The organism is Aeromonas media (genome assembly GCF_020423125.1).
Taxonomy (GTDB): Bacteria; Pseudomonadota; Gammaproteobacteria; order Enterobacterales; family Aeromonadaceae; genus Aeromonas; species Aeromonas media.
This window is the reverse complement of the sequence record NZ_CP075564.1, coordinates 1,635,733-1,654,434: the sequence shown is the minus strand read 5'-3', so window position 1 is coordinate 1,654,434 and position 18,702 is coordinate 1,635,733. Positions and strand designations below refer to the sequence as shown.

The following is an 18,702-nucleotide window of genomic DNA, read 5'->3' as shown; positions in this document are numbered from 1 at the left end:
AACATGATTCAGACGGTTGTCGCAGGGAATACATCACCCGGAACCCGGTGGCGACCTGTGAACGCAGAGCAGCTTCCATCATCGCGAACCGACAACCCAATTAGCGCACTGAGCAGTGACATCGAATATCATCGCCAGACTCGCACATCGTCAAGCCGGAACGAAAAGAGCCAAGCACGTCATTTAATAACGGCAAGGGGGGGCGAGATATCCTGCCGGGTACATTAATTACTAAAGAGTTATTGATAACAATGTCTTTTTCAAGCCGACCATCTTATCAAGGCGACTTGAACGAAACTATACTGCAAAGACTGAATTTCATCTAATAACCCTCTGTTTTTTTAATGAAATTAGAGTCGTCACTGATGAGCACAAGCGAGTGAGAAGGGTCGGCCCAACGCACTCCCCTGTGGGCCGGTTCGAGCCAACTCAGTGGCAATCTCAGCCATGGCGGTCCAGCGATTCTCACACCAGGCAGGCGCCAGCAGGGTCGGACGGCGGGCCGACGCCGAGATCCTGTGATAAACCACCTCGGGCGGAGTCTGCTGGATCATGGCCACCGCAGCCTCCACATAGTGTTCCAGAGTCAGCACCTCCAGCCGCCCCGCCTGCCACGCCTTGCCAAGGATGCTCCCCTCCACCACATGGAGCGGATGCAGCTTGATCCCCTCGACCCCGGTCGCAACGATGCGATGCAGAGTATCGAGACTGTCCATCGGCACCTCACCGGGCAAGCCGACAATCAGATGGGCACAGACCTTGATGCCCCTTGCGTGGGCCCGGCTAACCGCGTCTTCATAGGCGGCATAGCCGTGACCCCGGTTGATCCGTTGCAATGTCTTGTCATTGGCGCTCTGCAGCCCCAACTCCAGCCATACCTCGTAGCCACGGGCCTGATAGCCCGCCAGCAGATCCAGCACCGCATCCGGCACACAGTCTGGCCTGGTGCCCACGCAGAGCCCCACCATGTCGCTGACCGACAGCGCCTCCTCATACATGCGTTGCAGGTACTCCACCTCGGCATAGGTGCTGGTATAGGCCTGAAAGTAGGCGAGATAACGCTTGGCACGGGTCACTTCGTCCCGGCGGGCCAGCAATTGCTGCACCACCGAGAGCTGCTGGGCCGACTCGTCGGCAAACGAGGAAACATTGCAGAAGGTGCAGCCGCCGCGGCCCAGGGTGCCATCCCGGTTAGGACAGGTGAAGGCGCCGTGGATGGAGAGTTTGTGGATCTTCTGACCGTGGCGCTGCTTTAGATCTTGGCCGAATGTATTGATGAGTTCGTGTAACTGCATGACACCTCCAATATGAGCTGTCATTGTACTGGCACGGGCCCCACGTCAGACTGAGCTGGATCAAGCTGTCCCGCCGCCAAAAATCATATAAATATTCACATTGCGTGCGATAAATACCCACAGACAGGATTTTAAGGTTACTTTTGGAAACCACAGGCCTCATACAAAGAGGGAAAACGGAAGCAATTCATCCCCTCTAACCGGCTGTTAGTACTGAAAAAATCTCCCATAGCCTGCATACAAATAAATGCAAGATGCAGGATCCTGAAATGTGATCCCCGCCCACCCCTGACGGAATGGATTGGTAAAATTACTACAGTTCAGTGACGCGAAGCAGTCAACCACCAAACCCTCCATTACTAGCCCAATAAACTTTAAAAAATAAAATAAATAGTTTTTTATATAGATAAAATCGAATTGCATCTCTGAAACCCGCATTTTGTTATGGCAGTGTAACATTGCAAACAAGCGGGATGTCCAATTGACCTTGCTCGAAAATCCCATTAGTTTGGAGATTCGCCACCTCAGGCGGACGGAACCACAAGAGCCAATCGCAATTTATGCAATCTGTTGATGACAGTGCGATGGAAGGCCGAGCAAGGGAGAAATGCAATGTCACTATATGATCCAAAGCTGGAGAGGGATAACTGTGGCTTCGGCCTGTTGGCCCACATGGAAGGGGAAGCCAGCCACAAGCTTGTCCGTCTCGCGATGTCAGCCTTGGCTCGCATGCAGCACCGCGGCGGCATCTCCGCCGACGGCAAGACCGGCGATGGCTGTGGTCTGCTGCTGCAAAAACCGGACAGCTTCTATCGCGCTGTCGCCGAAGAGAAGGGATGGCACCTGGGCCGCAACTATGCGGTCGGCATGCTGTTCCTGAACCCGGACCCCGTATTGGCCCAGCAGACCCGCGACATCATCGACGAGGAGCTGGAAAGAGAGACCCTGAGTCTGGTCGGTTGGCGCAAGGTGCCCATCGATACCAATGTGCTCGGTCCCATCGCCAAGGCCTCCCTGCCCAGCATCGAACAGGTCTTTGTCAACGCGCCGCCAGGCTGGGTCGACAAGGATCTCGAGCGCCGCCTCTATATAGTGCGCCGCCGCATCGAGAAGCGCATCAGCGACGACTACTTCTATGTGGTCAGCCTCTCCAACCTGGTCACCGTCTATAAAGGACTGTGCATGCCGGTGGATTTGCCGCGCTTCTATCTGGATCTCGCCGACATCCGCATGCAGGCCGCCATCTGCGTGTTCCACCAGCGCTTCTCCACCAACACCAGCCCACGCTGGCCGCTGGCGCAACCCTTCCGTTATCTCGCCCACAACGGCGAGATCAACACTATCGCCGGCAACCGCCAGTGGGCCAAGGCGCGCAGCTACAAGTTCGCCACCCCGCTGATCCCGGATCTGCAAGAGGCCGCCCCCTTCGTCAACACCACGGGATCGGATTCCTCCAGCCTCGACAACATGCTGGATCTCTTCCTGGCCGGTGGCATGGACCTGTTCCGGGCCATGCGCCTGCTGATCCCGCCTGCATGGCAAAAGCACCCGAACATGGATGACGACCTGCGCGCCTTCTATGACTTCAACTCCATGCACATGGAGCCCTGGGATGGCCCCGCCGGCATCGTCATGACCGATGGTCGCTACGCCACCTGCGCCCTGGACCGTAACGGCCTGCGCCCGGCCCGCTACGTCATCACCAAGGACAAGTTCATCACCCTCGCGTCTGAGGTTGGCACCTGGGACTACACCCCGGACGAAGTGCTGGAGAAGGGCCGGGTCGGCCCGGGCGAGCTGTTCGTGGTGGATACCAGTAACGGCAAGGTGTGGACCAGCTTCGAGATCGATGACGATCTCAAAAGCCGTCACACCTACAAGCAGTGGATGGACAAGCACTGCAAGCGACTGGTGCCGTTCGAGCAGATGGATGACGCCAGCACAGGCGCCCGCGAGCTCCCTGACGATCAGCTCAAGACCTATCAGAAACTGTTCGGCTACTCCTACGAGGAGCTGGATCAGATTATCCGCGTGCTCGGCGAGAACGGCCAGGAGGCGGTGGGCTCCATGGGGGATGACACCCCGATGGCGGTGCTCTCCTCCAGCCAGCGTACCCTGTACGACTACTTCCGCCAGATGTTCGCCCAGGTGACCAACCCGCCCATAGATCCGCTGCGGGAAAACCACGTCATGTCGCTGGCCACCTGTATAGGTCGCGAGCAGAACGTGTTCAACGAGACCTTCGGCCACGCCCACCGGGTGCTGTTCCAGTCGCCTATCCTGCTCTACTCCGACTTCCACCAACTGCTGGCGCTGGAAGGGGAGCACTACCGCCATGCGGTGCTGAGCCTCAACTACCAGCCCGAAGAGGGGCTGCAGGCAGCGCTGGAGCGGCTCTGTGCCGACGCGGCCGACAAGGCCCGCAATGGTACCGTACTGCTGGTGCTGTCTGACAGAGACATCAGTGCCGACACCCTGCCCATTCCGGCCGCCATGGCGGTGGGGGCGGTGCAACGCACCCTGGTGGACAACAACCTGCGTTGCGACGCCAATATACTGGTGGAGACCGCCAGCGTGCGCGACCCGCACCACTTCGCCGTGCTGCTGGGCTTTGGCGCCACCGCCATCTACCCCTATCTCGCCTACGAGACCCTGGCCAAACAGGTCGAGGAAGGGGTGCTGAAGATGAGCCTGCGTCAGGCCATGCTCAACTACCGCAACGGCATCAACAAGGGCCTCTACAAGGTGATGTCCAAGATGGGCATCAGCACTGTGGCGAGCTACCGCTGCTCCCAGCTGTTCGAGGCGGTGGGCCTCTCCCAATCCGTGGTCGAGCTCTGCTTCCGCGGCGTATCCAGCCGCATTCAAGGCGCCGATTTCACCGACATCCAGCAGGATCAGGTCAATCTGGCACGCCAGGCCTGGCTCGGCCGCAAGCCGCTGACCCAGGGCGGCCTGCTCAAATTCGTCCACGGCGGCGAGTACCACACCTACAACCCAGACGTGGTGCAGACCCTGCAAGTGGCGGTGCGCTCCGGCAACTACGCCGATTACAAGGAGTACGCCCGCCTGGTGAACGAGCGCCCCGTCGCCACCTTGCGCGATCTGCTCGTCCTCAAGCAGGGAACGACGCCGGTTGAGCTGGAACAGGTCGAGCCCGCCGCCAAGCTGTTCCCCCGCTTCGACTCCGCCGCCATGTCCATAGGCGCGCTGGGCCCCGAGGCGCACGAGGCGCTGGCTGTGGCCATGAACCGCCTCGGCGGTCAGAGCAACTCGGGCGAAGGCGGCGAGGATCCCAAGCGCTTTGGTACCGAGAAGAATTCGCGCATCAAGCAGGTGGCGTCGGGGCGCTTTGGCGTCACCCCCCACTACCTGATGAACGCGGATGTGGTACAGATCAAGGTGGCTCAGGGCGCCAAGCCCGGCGAAGGTGGCCAGCTGCCCGGTGACAAGGTGACGGCCCAGATAGCCAAACTGCGCTACTCCGTGCCAGGCGTGACCCTGATCTCCCCGCCGCCCCACCACGACATCTACTCCATCGAGGATCTGGCCCAGCTTATCTTCGACATCAAGCAGATCAACCCGGACTGCCTGGTGTCGGTCAAGCTGGTCTCCGAGCCCGGCGTTGGCACCATCGCCTGCGGCGTGGCCAAGGCCTACGCGGACTTCATCACCGTCTCTGGCTATGACGGCGGTACCGGCGCCAGCCCGCTGAGCTCGGTCAAGTATGCCGGCTCTCCCTGGGAGCTGGGGCTGGCCGAAACCCAGCAGGCCCTGGTGGCCAACGGCCTGCGCCACAAGGTGCGCCTGCAGGTGGATGGCGGTCTCAAGACCGGTCTGGACATCATCAAGGCGGCCATCCTCGGCGCCGAGAGCTTTGGTTTTGGCACCGGCCCCATGGTGGCGCTCGGCTGTAAATACCTGCGCATCTGCCACCTGAACAACTGCGCCACCGGCGTTGCCACTCAGGATGAGAAGCTGCGTCGCGAGCACTTCACCGGCCTGCCGGAGATGGTGATGAACTACTTCAAGTTCATCGCAGAAGAGACCCGCGAGCTGATGGCCGAGCTGGGCGTCACCCAGCTCACCGATCTCATCGGTCGTACCGATCTGCTGGAAGCCCTGCCCGGCCTCACCGCCCGTCAGGCCAAGCTGGACTTGTCCGGCATTCTGGCAAGCCCGGTGGCACCGGCAGGCTCCAGCCTGTTCAGCCAGCAGCACAACCCCACCTTCGACAAGGGGCCGCTGAACCTCAAGATGGTGGAGGATCTGCTGGAGGCGGTGGAAAACATGAGCGGTGGCGAATTCCGCTACGACATCCGCAACACCGACCGTTCCGTGGGGGCGCGCCTCTCTGGCGAGATAGTAAAACGTCACGGCAACCAGGGGATGGCCGCCGATCCGGTCAAGGTGCACTTCAACGGCACCGCAGGCCAGAGCTTCGGCGTCTGGAACGCCGGTGGCCTGGAGATGATCCTCACGGGTGACGCCAACGACTACGTGGGCAAAGGGATGACAGGCGGCAAGCTGGTGGTCAAACCCCACGTCGGCGTGGCGTTCAAGTCCCACGAGGCGGCCATCATCGGCAACACCTGCCTCTACGGTGCCACCGGCGGCAAGCTCTACGCCGCAGGCACCGCGGGCGAGCGCTTCGCGGTGCGCAACTCAGGGGCGCTGGCGGTAGTCGAAGGGATTGGCGACAACGGCTGTGAGTACATGACCGGCGGCATCGTCACCGTGCTCGGTACCACCGGCGTCAACTTCGCGGCCGGCATGACTGGGGGCTTTGCCTACGTGCTCGACGAGTGCGGCAACTTTGCCAAGCGTACCAACCCCGAGCTGGTGGAACTGCTGGACGTGGCTGACCTTGCCATCCATCAGGAGCACCTGCGCGGCATCATCACGGCGCACCTCAACGAGACAGGCAGCTCGCGCGCCGAGGAGATCCTGGCCAACTTCGACTCCTATGTGCCCAAGTTCAGGCTGATCAAGCCCAAGTCCAGCGACGTCAAGTCCCTGCTTGGTCACACCAGCCGTTCCAGTGCAGAACTCAGAATCCAGGCGCAATAAGGAGGGAACCCTATGAGCCAGAACGTATTCCAGTTTATCGATGTCCAGCGGGTCGACCCGCCCAAGAAGCCGCTCAAGATCCGCAAGATCCAGTTTGTGGAGATCTACGAGCCCTTCAACCAGGCCCAGGTCGGCATGCAGGCGGATCGCTGCCTCGACTGCGGCAACCCCTATTGCGAGTGGAAGTGCCCGGTGCACAACTACATCCCCAACTGGCTGAAGCTGGCCAACGAGGGGCGCATCCTGGAGGCGGTGGAGCTCTCCCACCAGACCAACAGCCTGCCGGAAGTGTGTGGCCGCGTCTGCCCGCAAGACAGACTCTGTGAGGGGGCCTGCACCCTCAACGACAGATTCGGCGCCGTGACCATAGGCAACATCGAAAAATACATCACCGACAAGGCGTTCGAGATGGGCTGGCGCCCCGATCTCTCCAAGGTGGTGAAGACCGGCAAGCGGGTCGCCGTCATAGGCGCCGGCCCTGCCGGCCTCGCCTGTGCCGATGTGCTGGCGCGCAACGGCGTCACCCCTGTGGTGTTCGACAAGTACCCGGAGATCGGCGGTCTGCTGACCTTCGGCATCCCCTCCTTCAAGCTGGAAAAAGAGGTGATGCAGCGCCGCCGCGAGATCTTCGAGGGGATGGGCGTTGAATTCCGTCTCGAGACCGAAGTGGGCCGTGACGTTACCTTCGCAGACCTCCTTGGCGAGTTCGATGCTGTCTTCCTCGGGGTCGGCACCTACAAGTACATGAAGGGCGGCTTCGAGAACGAAACGGCCCCCGGCGTGTACGACGCCCTGCCCTACCTCATCTCCAACGCGAACCGCTTGCTGGGCTTCGAGAAGGCCCAGGCCGATTACATCGACTTCGCTGGCAAGCAGGTGGTGGTACTCGGCGGTGGCGATACCGCCATGGACTGCGTCCGTACCGCCATCCGTCAGGGGGCCGACCGGGTGATCTGCGCCTACCGCCGCGATGCCGAGAACATGCCAGGCTCCAAGCGAGAGGTGAAGAACGCCCAGGAGGAAGGGGTGGAATTTATGTTCAACCTTCAACCTGTGGGCGTCGAGCTGGACGCCCAGGGCCGCACCTGCGGCATCAAGGTGGTGAGCACCGAGCTTGGCGCCCCCGATGCCAACGGCCGTCGCAATCCGGTGGTGATCGAGGGTTCCGAGCAGGTGCTGGCCGCCGATGCGGTGGTGATGGCGTTTGGCTTCCAGCCCAACCCCCAGCCCTGGATGGCGGAACACGGCATCGAGCTCGACAACCGGGATCGCATAAAGGCTCCCGAGCAGGCCGAGCATGCCTTCCAGACCAGCAACCCCAAGGTGTTCGCCGGTGGCGACGCAGTGCGCGGCTCGGATCTGGTGGTGACCGCCATCTACGAGGGCCGCAAAGCCGCCGAAGGGATCATGGACTACCTGGCCGTGTAAACTGCCGGTTAAGGTCTCAAGCAAACAGCCCCGCCAATGCGGGGCTGTTCTTTTATGTATCACCCAGAGTGACAGCCCCTAGCGCCTCACAGCCAAAAACTCCCCCTTGCCCACCGGTACCAGGGCGATCATGAAGGCCGGATCCTGCGCCACTTCTGCCATCCAGTCGTTCATCTCCTCCCGGTGGGAGATGGCGTTGTCCACCACCAGCAGGCCGCGAGGGGCAAGCAAGCGTTGGATCTCGGGCCACCAGGCCTGGTAGTGCCGGCGATCGGAGTCGAGGAAGATAAGCTGATAAGCGGCCGCTGGCAGGGTGGGCAGCAGTGTGCCTGCCTCGCCTGCCAACTGCTCAATCCAGGGTTCGAGCCCCGCACGCTGGAAGTTATGCGCCGCCAGCGCCAGCTTGCCCTCGTCCTGCTCTATGGTGGTGACCCTGCCACCCAGCCTCTTGACCGCCTCGGCCAGCCAGAGGGTGGAGTAGCCGTTGGAGGTGCCGATCTCCAGCACGGCGTCGGCCCCCCTCGTCTGCACCAGCAGCGCCAGCAGCTCGCCGGTATCCCGTGTGATGTTGAGCATCTTGTGGCCGCGAGCCTGCTGCTCGCCGTCATTGTGTGCGCCAAAGCGCTCCAGCTCCCGTTTGAGTTGTTCCAGTTCCATGTTTCCTCCTGGAAAGTCATCCAGACTGACCCGGCACTGCCCATGGCCTGCGCGGTTCAATCGGTGACAGGGGGCAGATCCCCCAGCAAATAACGGGGGCCGCAGCCCCCTGAGACGGCTTGGTCCTGCGGGTTGTAGAGAGCGCAGTGCTCCAGCGACAGACAGCCACAGCCGATGCAGGCAGTGAGCTTGCGCTTCATCAGTTGCAGGGCGGCTATGCGGCTGTCCAACAGCGTTTGCCACTGGCCGGCGATCCGCTCCCAGTCGTGGCGATCCGGCGTGCGACCATCGGGCAACCCGCTGAGAGCACCCGCTATCTCGTCGAGGGTGAGGCCCATCCCTTGCGCCACCCGGATAAAGGCGATGCGGCGCAACACATCCTGGGGGTAGAGACGCCGGCCGCCTTCGCTGCGCAGGCTCTGGATCAACCCCTTCTGCTCGTAGAAGCGCAGGGCGCTGGCGTTCACGCCGGCACGTTTGGCTATCTGGCCTATGGCCAGCCATTTGCGATCCATCTTCGTCCTTGATCTCAAGTTAACTTCAACTTGCATAATCCTGTCTCCCCCGACAAAAGGAGTCAAACGATAATGGATCATCTCTACCCCCTGCTCGATGCCAACCAGTCCTTCGCCCTCAATGGTCGCGGCACCACCAATCACTGCTCCATGGCGCTGCACGCCCTGCACGAGATGGGGGCCAGCCCCCGGCAGTTGCGGCGCTTCTTCGCCCACTGGCAGACCACTCAAGCCCTGCCCGCCGGGGTGGGCAACCAGGGTGAAGAGGAGGAGACCCGGTTCGTGGCACTGCGCCAGCAACTGCTGACCCGATTCGCCGAAGAGGGTTGGCTGCCATGCTTCGAAGAGCTGCTGGTGCAGCGTTTCTCCCCGGCAGGCGGGGCATTTCACCCCCTCATCCGCTTCGCCTGTGCTCTGGAAAACGGCCACTTGGGGGAACAGGCGGCAGCGCTGGCCGCCTGGCAGTGCAAGGCCCTGATCCTGCCAACGGGGACGGGCGCCCCCTGCCGGGACGTCACCCGCCTGCTGGCGGGGCTGGCGGCCCATTGGGAGGGATCGCGCTGGCAGGGAGAGTGGATCACCGCACGCCTGCGGCAGGTGGCAACCGATCCCCGCTGGCCGGAGTCGCTGCCGTGCAGCCTCGATGATGGGGAAAATGCGCTGGCACAGCTGGCCGAGGCCGCTCTGCCCCTCTACTGGCAGACCGGTAACTTCACCGTCTTGCATATGGTGACCGGCAGCCGGGCCGCCGCCATCGTCGCCCGTCACCTGCCGGATGAGCTGAAGGACGCCTGGCAGAGCCTGATGTGGCAGGCGGTGGCCGCCGCCTACGTCACCGTCGGGGCACCAAGGCTGCAGACGCAGCACTGGCCGGATACGGCAGTGCTGGATTGGGCTCAGGTGTTGCCGAGAGCGATCGAGAGTCTGGACGACCATGTGATCAAGCTGGTGCACTGCTGCTGGCGGGAGCAGGCAAGCTCGCCCCATTATCTGGCGATCGCCGCCCGCGCGGTGGGTTGCTAGAGACGACGTCTCATCCTCAGTTCTCCTAAGGCGCCGCCACCCGGGTAAAGTCGATGGCGGGGCAGCTGGGCGCTACGCCCTTGGTCAGCGTCAGGGGCTGGGCACGATAGCTGAGCCGGTAGCTGCCCGGCTGCGACAGATCGTAGGCCTGCGCCAGATCCGCATCGGCCTGGCTCTGCTCCCCCGGCCCTAGCAGGAGGAAGTCGCCATCACCGGGTTCGCCACGCTTGGCAAGCGGTCCCCGGTAGGCCAGCGGCTGGCCATCGCGGGTGAGGTCGATGGCATCGGCAAACCAGCCCTCGAAGGGGGTGAACCAGGTCAATACCTCAAGGGGGGCCTGCCCCCGGTTGGTCAGGGTCATCACCAGGGGCAGGGGCTCGTTCACCCGACTTTCGGCGTTGACCGACAGCTCGCACTGCAGGGGGGCCAGCGCCAGGGTGGTGAGCAAGAGTGTAATCATGGTGCCTCCGTCAAAAAAGGGGCCATCCGGCCCCTGCTTACGACTCAGTTTTCGCTCGGGGTATTCTCGGCGAAGTATTCGTGGTTGTCGGCGTTGTTCAGCGCCTTGACCGGATCCGTGCTCGCCAGATTGCGGGCATTGGCCTGACCGTATCCCAGATCGTCGGTGCCCGCCACCACGTTGAAGTGGCTCAGCTCGTGGACAATGGTGCCGGCGCGGGAATCTGTCCCGGTGACGGGCGCGGTCCAGAAGCTCTTGCACAGGTAGACCTTGTAGGGCTGATCCGGATAGACGTAGGCAAAGTAGCTCTGCTTGCAACCACAGTCGAAGGTGAGCGGCTTGTTGTCGATGGCATCCTTGATCTTGCTGAAGTTCGTCTCGGCCTGGTTCCAGCGGGCGGCGTCATAGGCGCCAAACCAGCTGCGATAGCGCTGGCCGCTCGGCTTGTCCACCGCCAGATAGCTGCTGGATTCGTTGCTGATGCCGCTGGCGGCATCGAGCGCCGCCAGGATGTCGCTCTTCTGGCTGTTGGTGCAGCGGCCGCTGAAGCTGACCAAGGCGCTCACCGCCTGGGGCTCGGCCAGGGCCGCCTTGGCCAGCACCCGATCGTCAGCCACCCCTTCCACCCACAGGGTCACGGTGTTGGACTCGCGCCCCTGGATCTGTTTGGCCTTGGCGGCTTTCCCCTCCTGTGGCAGCGTCGGCAGCCGGTAACGGATGCTGTACTGACCCTGGGCGCTCATGTCATAGAGACCGGACACCTCCGCCTGCAGCGTCAGGCTCTGGCCGGCCTTGAGCAGCTGGAAGTCCTGGTCGCTCGGGGCGGCCCGTTTGATCAGGGCCCCCTCATAGTCGACCGGCTGACCGTCACGCTCCACCTGGAACAGGGGGGCATCCTCGCTGCCCGGCAGTTGCCATTTGAGCAGGCGAACCGGTTTGTCCCCGGTGTTGGTCAGGGTCAGGTTGACGCGCACATCGTCTGTGCTGCCCTCCACCAGGGTGAGCCGGGCGTCGAGCCCGGCGGCGCAGAGCGGAGAGGCCAGTACGCCGGCCAGCAACAGGGCAAGGGGAGTCGCTTTCATCATGTTTCCTCATTCATTGAGTAGCGCCATCAGGCGGTTTGCTTCCATATGGCCCTCTTTGGGGCCCACTCACCCTAGAGCAGAAGCACCACCCCACCATCCCTCCATATGGGGGACGCCCCCCATCAGAGGGGGCACGCCCCTGCTGCGACAAAGCTTGCCCTGCCCCTTGCGCGATCAGGTAGGCCCTTTGGGCCCATCCGACCATAAAAAACCCCGGCACAGGGCCGAGGTGATGAGGCAGGCATGAGCGTCAGAACCGTGAACAGGTTCAGCCCTCGGCCAACAGCGCCAGGGCGGGCTGGGCATTGCCCGGCACCAGCCGGTAGACCTTGTGGTGCTTGACCAGGGTGCTCTTCTTGTCCCCCTGGCTCAGCAGCAGCCCCTGCTTGAAGGCCGCCTCGGCCAGCTGCTTTTCATCGCCGCGCACATAGAGGGTGAGAGGCTTTACCAGCTCGCCCCCCTCGATATGGCCCTGATACTCGCTGGCGGAGATGACCAGGCTGGACTGGCCCTGGCTCAGCAGCCGCTGTTTGGTGTTCAGCTCGCTGTCGGTAAACACCAGCCAACCCGCACTCTCCAGCTCGGCGACCAGGGTGGCGAGCCTGGCCCCCAGCTGCCCGGGCTCGGCCATGGCCCGGCCGTACTGGCAGACGATGCGCGAGAGCAGCCCCTTGAGATCGGCCCCGGCCCCCAGGGTGCGACCCAGCTGCACCCAGGCTTTCAAATCTTCCATCACCAGGCGGGAGAAGCGCTTCTCCTTGAGGGAGTCCGCCATCCAGGTGCAGAGGAAGTGGCTCTCTTGCGCCGGGGTGCGCTTGCTTGCCTTCTGCTCTGCGGTACGCGCCAGCTCGGCCAGGCTCCGGGTGGCCATGTCGAGCAGGGCCTGGTTGTACTCTTGCGGGTTCTTGACGGGTGACGTCATTGAGCTTCCTCTGTGTGAACAATAAGCAGCATCAAGGCGCCGGATGGCGCCTTGAGTGGGGAGCTGATGCCAACCCCCTCCCCGCCTCCCCCTCCACGAGAGGGAGGTACAGGGCGCCCTCCCCTGTCAAAGGGGAGGGCCGGGGTGGGATTGTTGCTCGCTTATTTCGGCTGACGGGGCTTCTTGGCGGCCGCCAGACGCTTGAGACGCTGGCCCTGCAGCTTGGCCTCGGCCATCACCTGGGCGGCGGCGTTGTCTTCCCGCTGCGGGCGCTTGCCGAAACGGCGGCGCTCCTGCAACTGCTTGATCAGCTCGTCACGGCTGCTCACCTCGTAGCCCGGCACCATGATGCGGCGGATCTTCTGGCCGATCAGTGCCTCGATCTCCAGCAGGGTGCGCTCCTCTTCCCGGCTGACGAAGGAGACGGCCATGCCGCTCTTGCCGGCGCGGCCGGTGCGGCCGATGCGGTGGACGTAATCTTCCGCCAGGAACGGCAGATCGTAGTTGACCACGTACTGCAGATCCGGGATGTCCAGACCACGGGCGGCCACTTCGGTGGCCACCAGCACCCGCACCTTGCCTTCCATGAACTCGCGCAGGGCGCGGCGACGGCTGCCCTGGGCCTTCTCGCCATGGACCACGGCGGACTTGATGCCGTCGAGATTCAGCTCTTCCACCAGCACGTCACAGCTCTCGCGGGTACTGGCGAACACCAGCACCTGTTGCCAGTTCTGCTTGCCGATGAGCTCGGAGAGCAGCTCGCGTTTGCGCTTCTGCTCCACCGGATAGACGGTGTGGCTGACGGTATCGGCGGTGGAGTTCTGCTTGTTGACGCTGATGATCTGCGGTCTGTCGAGCATCAGGTTCGCCAGCTTCTTCACGGCGTCGGAGAAGGTGGCGGAGAACAGCAGGTTCTGCCGGGTCTTGTTGACCGCCTGCAGGATCTGCTGCACATCGGCACTGAAGCCCATGTCGAGGATGCGATCCGCTTCGTCCAACACCAGGGTCTCGACGCCGGAGAGGCTGAGGTTGCAGGCGGTGAGGTGCTCCAGCAGCCGACCCGGGGTCGCCACTATGATGTGAGCGCCGGCCTTGAGCTTGCGGGCCTGCACGTCCTGCTTGCCACCGCCGACCAGGGTCAGCACGCTGATGTCCAGATACTTGGCGAAGTCATTGATGTTGCTCGCCACCTGGGCGGCCAGCTCGCGGGTCGGGGTCAGGATCAGCACCCGGGCGTTGGAAGGCTGGGCCGGTGCCGGGTTATCCACCAGACGTTGCAGTATGGGCAGCGCAAAGGCCGCCGTCTTGCCGGTACCGGTCTGGGCGCTGGCCAGCACGTCGCTGCCACGGCGTATGGTCGGGATCGCCTGCTGCTGTACCGGGGTCATCTCCTGATAACCGCACTCTGAGACGGCACGCAAAATCTCGGGGGCAAAATCGAACGATTCAAATCTCATAATGGGTTCCTGTGTTCCAGCTGAGCTGTAGTTGGCTTAAGTGGCCTGGGCCGGCGTGTGGCACGGCCTCGGCGAGGCTTGGGGCCAAGGACGGCTGGGTCTGACATGACATCAGAAGATGAGCCGGAAAATAACGGGCGCGAAGTGTAACAGATAGGCAGCAGGAATGCCGCCTCAAATGGCTTGTATTTTTACGCTACCGGCGAGCCGCCTGACCCGGACCGCACGGGAAAGAGGGCACAGGACGGGCGGCAGGCCCGTCCCCTTAAGTTCCCATGGTCAGCTCAGCGCGCCCGCTTGGTCGAGCGCTTGAGCAGCCGCATGCCGATGGCGGCCACGGCGATGACGAAGAGGGCGAAGGAGGTCACCAGCAGACACTTGGTCAACAGCTCGTGATGATCGGCCAAGAGCGGGGTCGCCATCATGAACTTGCCAACCATGCTGAGGGCCAGGGCCCAGAGGAAGGCGCTGACAAAGCTGGCCATCGCCACCCGCAGCAGGTGCAGGCGGGAGACCCCCATCAGCATGGGTGTCAGCACCCGCACGAAGGGGATGAAGCGGGAGACGAACATGGCCCAGAAGCCATAGCGGTCGAGCAGGCGGGAGGCACGGGGCAGGCTGCCCTCCGGGATCATCCGCTCCACCTGGCCCATGAAGCGGGTGCCATGGAGCGCATGGCCTTGCCAATACGCCAGGACACTGCCGACGCCGGCGGCCAGAGGCAGATAGAGGAACACCACCTCGGGGCCGAGCACCCCCATGCCCACCAGACCGCCGGCCAGCAGCACCAGGCTGTCTCCCGGCAGTGGCAGAAACACGAAGCTCGATTCGAGAAAGAGGATCACCACCAGGCAGGTGACGAGCAGGCCGACCGCCTGCAGTTGTATTAATTGCTCAAAGTCCTGATGCCATATGGCAAGCAGCATGTCCTGCATCTGGTGTGACTCCCATCAACGTAATGCGCATCCGTCATGTCGGCCCAAAGGCCCGGTCTGGTCATCCTTCCCTGGTACCACCCCCATCTGTTCCTGCGGGAGGCCCGTTATACACCCGGGGAACTGAACAATAAATTAATGTCTGCCATTTATGTGGCTGCGCCCTCATCCGCCACCGGCCCCCCGGTGCCCTGGCGGCGGGAAGATCTCGCCACGGGGCGTCCTTCGGCTCTACGACGAAAACGGCAAAGAATATAGTCAGTTGGCGCCGAGTCGGGCTGCCATGACGGTAGAAAAACCGTTACAGTGTAAGGACTCCTCAGAGGACGAGGAGGTTCACGGAGCTAGGTATGGCGCATCACCCCTCTTCTCATGTTCATGCAAGCATGCTGCTGCTTGGCGGGCTCGGGCTCTTCTGCCAGGCCGCTCACGGCAATGATGAGACCCTCATCCAGCAGCGGGCCAATGCGGTCGTCTCCTTGATGAGCTACACCGTGGTGCCGGACATCACCGCCAGCAACCTGGACATCGGCAGCGGCACCAACGAACAGTCGGCCCTGACCATCACCCAGCTCGGCGGCGGCGCCACCATGAGCGAGGGCTTCCCCATCTACCTGGAGGGCACCCTGGGATACAGCCGCTACGATCCCCAATTCGTCTTCACCGACGGCACCGAGACCCGCACCATCCCGGTCAAATGGAACAGCCTGAGTGCCACCGGCGGCATCGGCTGGGACTTCAGCCTGCACCGTGACCGCTTTGGCGGCAACCTGGTGCTGCGCCCCATCGCCAACTTCACCCTGGGCACGGTGGCGAGCGACCTGCGTATCGGCGCCGCCCTGATCGAGTACAGGACGGGCAGAAACCTCGACTTCCTCGATGGCGGCAACCTCAACGTCTATGGCCTGGGGGGCTCCCTCATGCTCGACTACGAGCTGTTCTCCAAGTCCCAGGACATCGACGCCGAGCTGCGTTACTCCTATCAGCATCTGCAAAGTTTCACCGGCACCGCCGACAGCGTCACAGGTCAGGCCGAGGCGGAGAACCTCGGCCTCTACCTGCGCCGCCGGGCCCCGCTCTTCACCTGGACCCTGCTGGATCGCCCGCTGCGCTACGTGCTGGAAGGCGCCAGAACCGAGTACCTGGGAGAGCAGCGCGGCCTGATCGGCTTCAACAGCCTCAACTCCCTGGGCCTGGGCATCGAGCTCGACAGCAGCAAGTACGACATCTTCATCACCCGCACCCGGCTGGTGGCCCGTTATATGTTCAGTCACAACACCAGCGGCTACTCTATCGGGCTGGCGATGAGTTTCTAACGCGGCCCCAGGGCAACGCTCCCCTTTTCCCTCTGACTTCCGTGCTCGCCTTTTTCAGGCGAGCCTTTTCTGCTGCGAAAATAGTGATGAACCACTCAGTTGATGGATGTTGTCACGCCTTCGCCCCTGCCGACTCGCTACAGTTATTCACTCCAGAACCCAATATTGCGCATGGCTCCTGAGGAAAGACGCCAGCCCTTGCCAATAAAGCATGCCTCGGTTGCCAGGGAGTGGTTACGGGGTCAAGGAGCAATGAGATGGACTTCACTGCCGTTATTTATCCCTTGCTGGCCCAGCTCTGGTTTCTATTGCCACTGCTGTTGTTGGCGACCCTCGTCAAAAGCCCCTGGTTCAAGGGCATGATCGGGGAGTGGCTTATCAACGTCAGCATCCGGCTCTTTCTCGACCAGCGGGAATATCACCTGCTCAAAGATCTGACCCTGCCCATCCCCCAGGGCAGCACCCAGATCGACCATGTGCTCGTCTCCCGCTTCGGGATATTCGTGATTGAGACTAAGAACATGAAGGGCTGGATATTCGGCAATCCGGCCCAAAAGAACTGGACCCAGCAGATCTATCGCCGCAAGCACAGCTTCCAGAATCCCCTGCACCAGAACCACCTGCATATGATGACCCTCAAATCCCTGCTGGGGCTGGCGGATCATCAACTCCACTCGGTCATCTACTTCATTGGCGACTGCACCTTCAAGACCCCCATGCCGGACAACGTGATAAACCGCGGACTGATCCGCCATATCAAAGGAAAAACCACCCAAGTATTGGCCCCTGCCGAGGTCACGCAAGTGGTCGAGACCATCCAGCAAGGGCGGCTGGTGGCAAACTGGCAGACCCGCAGGCAGCATGTGGCCCAGCTAAAGGCGCGTCATGGCGAATCATCACGCAAGCCGTTTTCCACCAAGGCAGTGCCTGACGAAAAGGGCGCGGCGCCCTCCCCTGTCACCATCCAACAGCTCGGTGATCCGAGTCCGCCTTGCCCCAGATGTGGCAATGCCATGGTCTTGCGTACCGCCAGCCGGGGAGAAAACAGAGGCAACTCGTTTTGGGGATGTAGCGGATATCCAACATGCAAGGGAATCGTACCCCTTGCGAAGACTCGCCATGGTGCTGCGACACGGGACATCAGAGCCTGACCCCTCAGCGGGAACTGAAACAAGGGCGGCCACTTGGCCGCCCTTGTTGTCTCTGATTATCAGCGAATGGTCGCCATCTTTCTGACACAGGCCTGCTCCCTGTCATCCACCCGCTTGGCGAACCAGGCGGTGGTGAGGTTGCGGGTGATCTTGGGGCTCTTCAGCTGGATGCCGGGCAGCACGGCGCGGGGCTGCCGTTTGCCCGCCTGCCGGTCAGCCAGGGTGAAGACCCGATGATAGAGGTCGGTCTTGGCAAAATCGGCACTGTCCCCCTTGAGCAGGCTCTGGTGGATGGCCTGCTTGCTCATGTTGACGCGGCTGGCGATGCTGTGCACCGCGAGCTCGGTCTTGCCGGGCAGGTCTGAGTCGTAGCGGACCAGATCCCCGTCCAGTGCCAGGGGCTTGCCGCTGACCCGGCTCACCGCGGCCTGGAAGGCGGCGTTGCGGCTCGCATACCAGCCTGCGTTGAAGTCGGCGAAACGGTAGAGGGTGTCCGGGTAGTCGGCGGGATAACCGAAGATATGTTTGGTGCCAAACCAGATGCCACCCCGGCGGGTGAACACCTCGTGGCGGATGGACTCCTTGACCGGATAGGGATAGCCGCGGGCGTTGGCCTCGGCGAAGGCGATGCTGACCTGCATGGGGCCGCCGGTGCGCACCGGATTGAGGTTACCAAACAGCTGCTTGCCCATGGGCACGGCCCCTATCATATCCTCGAAGATCTCGCTCATCTCCCGCTCGGTGCGAAGGGCATCGATGCGCGCTGCATAGCTCTTGCCAGTGGGAGACTTGATGGAGAGCGCCGTGCGCACCACGAATTCGGGGATCAGCAGCTTGGCCGCCCGGGCGTTGATCTCCTTCCAGGCTATCTTGCCAAGACCGGGCACCACTGGATCCGCCTGATAGGTGGCCTCCTGCTCCGCCACCGCCAGCACTGAGCAGACATTGTGATCGCTCACCGTCAGCCCCTGGGTGCTGAGCGCCGTCACCACGTCGTTGGCCCAGCCCGGCTTGTCCTGCACCTGGCGCGGCAGGAAGCGCACGATGCGGGTCTTCATGTCCGCGGGCTTGCGCGGCTGCATGGCTTTGGGCTGGTTGGCGATGACGGCCGCCTCCTCGACAGGAACGGTCGGTTCACTGGCACAGCCCGCCAGCAACACGGCCATCAGCAGCGGCAGGGGGATCAGGGCGCGCGCAGAAGAGACAACACGAGAAGGAGAGGCAAAACAGGGAGAGAATGTCATGAAGGCTTCCGATAGAGAGCGGGGGCCGGGCCCTCATTCATCACGGATGAAAGGCCCCGAACGCAAACAGGTGCCCATTGTAGAGGATTGGCTCGCCCGGCTAAAGCCTCCAACTCGAGCTTGGGGCAGCCCCGGGGAATAGGG

Annotated in this window: 14 protein-coding genes; 5 read left to right on the top strand and 9 right to left on the bottom strand. The window is 62.5% G+C overall.

Annotation, left to right across the window (positions count from 1 at the left end):
- Nucleotides 1-359: 359 nt before the first annotated feature.
- The gene (locus KI797_RS07740) at nucleotides 360-1,295 is read right to left on the bottom strand and encodes a TIGR01212 family radical SAM protein (protein ID WP_226172400.1); all 936 of its coding nucleotides are present in this window, start codon (nucleotides 1,293-1,295) and stop codon (nucleotides 360-362) included.
- Nucleotides 1,296-1,907: 612 nt separating this feature from the next.
- Here KI797_RS07740 and gltB point away from each other — a divergent pair.
- On the top strand, nucleotides 1,908-6,365 hold the full coding sequence (gene gltB, locus KI797_RS07735) for a glutamate synthase large subunit (RefSeq protein WP_226172398.1): 4,458 nt from the start codon (nucleotides 1,908-1,910) through the stop codon (nucleotides 6,363-6,365).
- Between the two features lie 12 nt (nucleotides 6,366-6,377).
- A complete protein-coding gene (locus KI797_RS07730; protein WP_218409102.1) occupies nucleotides 6,378-7,793 on the top strand; it encodes an FAD-dependent oxidoreductase in 1,416 nt (471 codons plus the stop codon).
- Nucleotides 7,794-7,871: 78 nt separating this feature from the next.
- Here KI797_RS07730 and KI797_RS07725 read toward each other — a convergent pair whose 3' ends face one another.
- Complete coding sequence (locus KI797_RS07725) at nucleotides 7,872-8,450, bottom strand: O-methyltransferase (protein WP_226172396.1); 579 nt, start codon at nucleotides 8,448-8,450, stop codon at nucleotides 7,872-7,874.
- A 56-nt stretch (nucleotides 8,451-8,506) separates the two neighbouring features.
- The gene (gene soxR, locus KI797_RS07720; RefSeq protein WP_226172394.1) at nucleotides 8,507-8,965 is read right to left on the bottom strand and encodes a redox-sensitive transcriptional activator SoxR; all 459 of its coding nucleotides are present in this window, start codon (nucleotides 8,963-8,965) and stop codon (nucleotides 8,507-8,509) included.
- A 72-nt stretch (nucleotides 8,966-9,037) separates the two neighbouring features.
- Between soxR and KI797_RS07715 the strand changes: the two genes are divergently transcribed.
- The gene (locus KI797_RS07715; protein WP_226172391.1) at nucleotides 9,038-9,988 is read left to right on the top strand and encodes a questin oxidase family protein; all 951 of its coding nucleotides are present in this window, start codon (nucleotides 9,038-9,040) and stop codon (nucleotides 9,986-9,988) included.
- 25 nt (nucleotides 9,989-10,013) lie between these two features.
- Here KI797_RS07715 and KI797_RS07710 read toward each other — a convergent pair whose 3' ends face one another.
- The 5 genes from KI797_RS07710 to KI797_RS07690 all read right to left on the bottom strand — a co-directional run bounded on the left by KI797_RS07710 (nucleotide 10,014) and on the right by KI797_RS07690 (nucleotide 14,847).
- Nucleotides 10,014-10,448 (bottom strand): protease, encoded by a 435-nt coding sequence (locus tag KI797_RS07710; RefSeq protein ID WP_226172388.1) that lies wholly within the window; start codon nucleotides 10,446-10,448, stop codon nucleotides 10,014-10,016.
- Between the two features lie 44 nt (nucleotides 10,449-10,492).
- Complete coding sequence (locus KI797_RS07705; RefSeq protein WP_226172385.1) at nucleotides 10,493-11,533, bottom strand: M35 family metallo-endopeptidase; 1,041 nt, start codon at nucleotides 11,531-11,533, stop codon at nucleotides 10,493-10,495.
- 268 nt (nucleotides 11,534-11,801) lie between these two features.
- Complete coding sequence (locus KI797_RS07700) at nucleotides 11,802-12,455, bottom strand: DUF2913 family protein (RefSeq protein WP_226172382.1); 654 nt, start codon at nucleotides 12,453-12,455, stop codon at nucleotides 11,802-11,804.
- Between the two features lie 161 nt (nucleotides 12,456-12,616).
- Nucleotides 12,617-13,912: a DEAD/DEAH box helicase gene (locus tag KI797_RS07695; protein ID WP_226172379.1), complete on the bottom strand. Its 1,296-nt coding sequence runs from the start codon at nucleotides 13,910-13,912 to the stop codon at nucleotides 12,617-12,619.
- Between the two features lie 284 nt (nucleotides 13,913-14,196).
- Nucleotides 14,197-14,847, bottom strand: a complete 651-nt coding sequence (locus tag KI797_RS07690) for a DedA family protein (RefSeq protein WP_226172376.1) — start codon at nucleotides 14,845-14,847, stop codon at nucleotides 14,197-14,199.
- Nucleotides 14,848-15,197: 350 nt separating this feature from the next.
- On the opposite strand from KI797_RS07690, the gene KI797_RS07685 reads away from it, so the two are divergent.
- Together KI797_RS07685 and KI797_RS07680 are read left to right on the top strand one after the other, a co-directional pair.
- A complete protein-coding gene (locus KI797_RS07685; RefSeq protein WP_404801075.1) occupies nucleotides 15,198-16,163 on the top strand; it encodes a hypothetical protein in 966 nt (321 codons plus the stop codon).
- A 257-nt stretch (nucleotides 16,164-16,420) separates the two neighbouring features.
- Nucleotides 16,421-17,314, top strand: coding sequence for a nuclease-related domain-containing protein (locus KI797_RS07680; RefSeq protein WP_226172374.1), 894 nt, complete (start codon nucleotides 16,421-16,423; stop codon nucleotides 17,312-17,314).
- 59 nt (nucleotides 17,315-17,373) lie between these two features.
- On the opposite strand, the gene KI797_RS07675 is transcribed toward KI797_RS07680, so the two are convergent.
- The gene (locus KI797_RS07675) at nucleotides 17,374-18,480 is read right to left on the bottom strand and encodes a DUF1615 domain-containing protein (protein ID WP_226173041.1); all 1,107 of its coding nucleotides are present in this window, start codon (nucleotides 18,478-18,480) and stop codon (nucleotides 17,374-17,376) included.
- Between the last annotated feature and the right edge of the window lie 222 nt (nucleotides 18,481-18,702).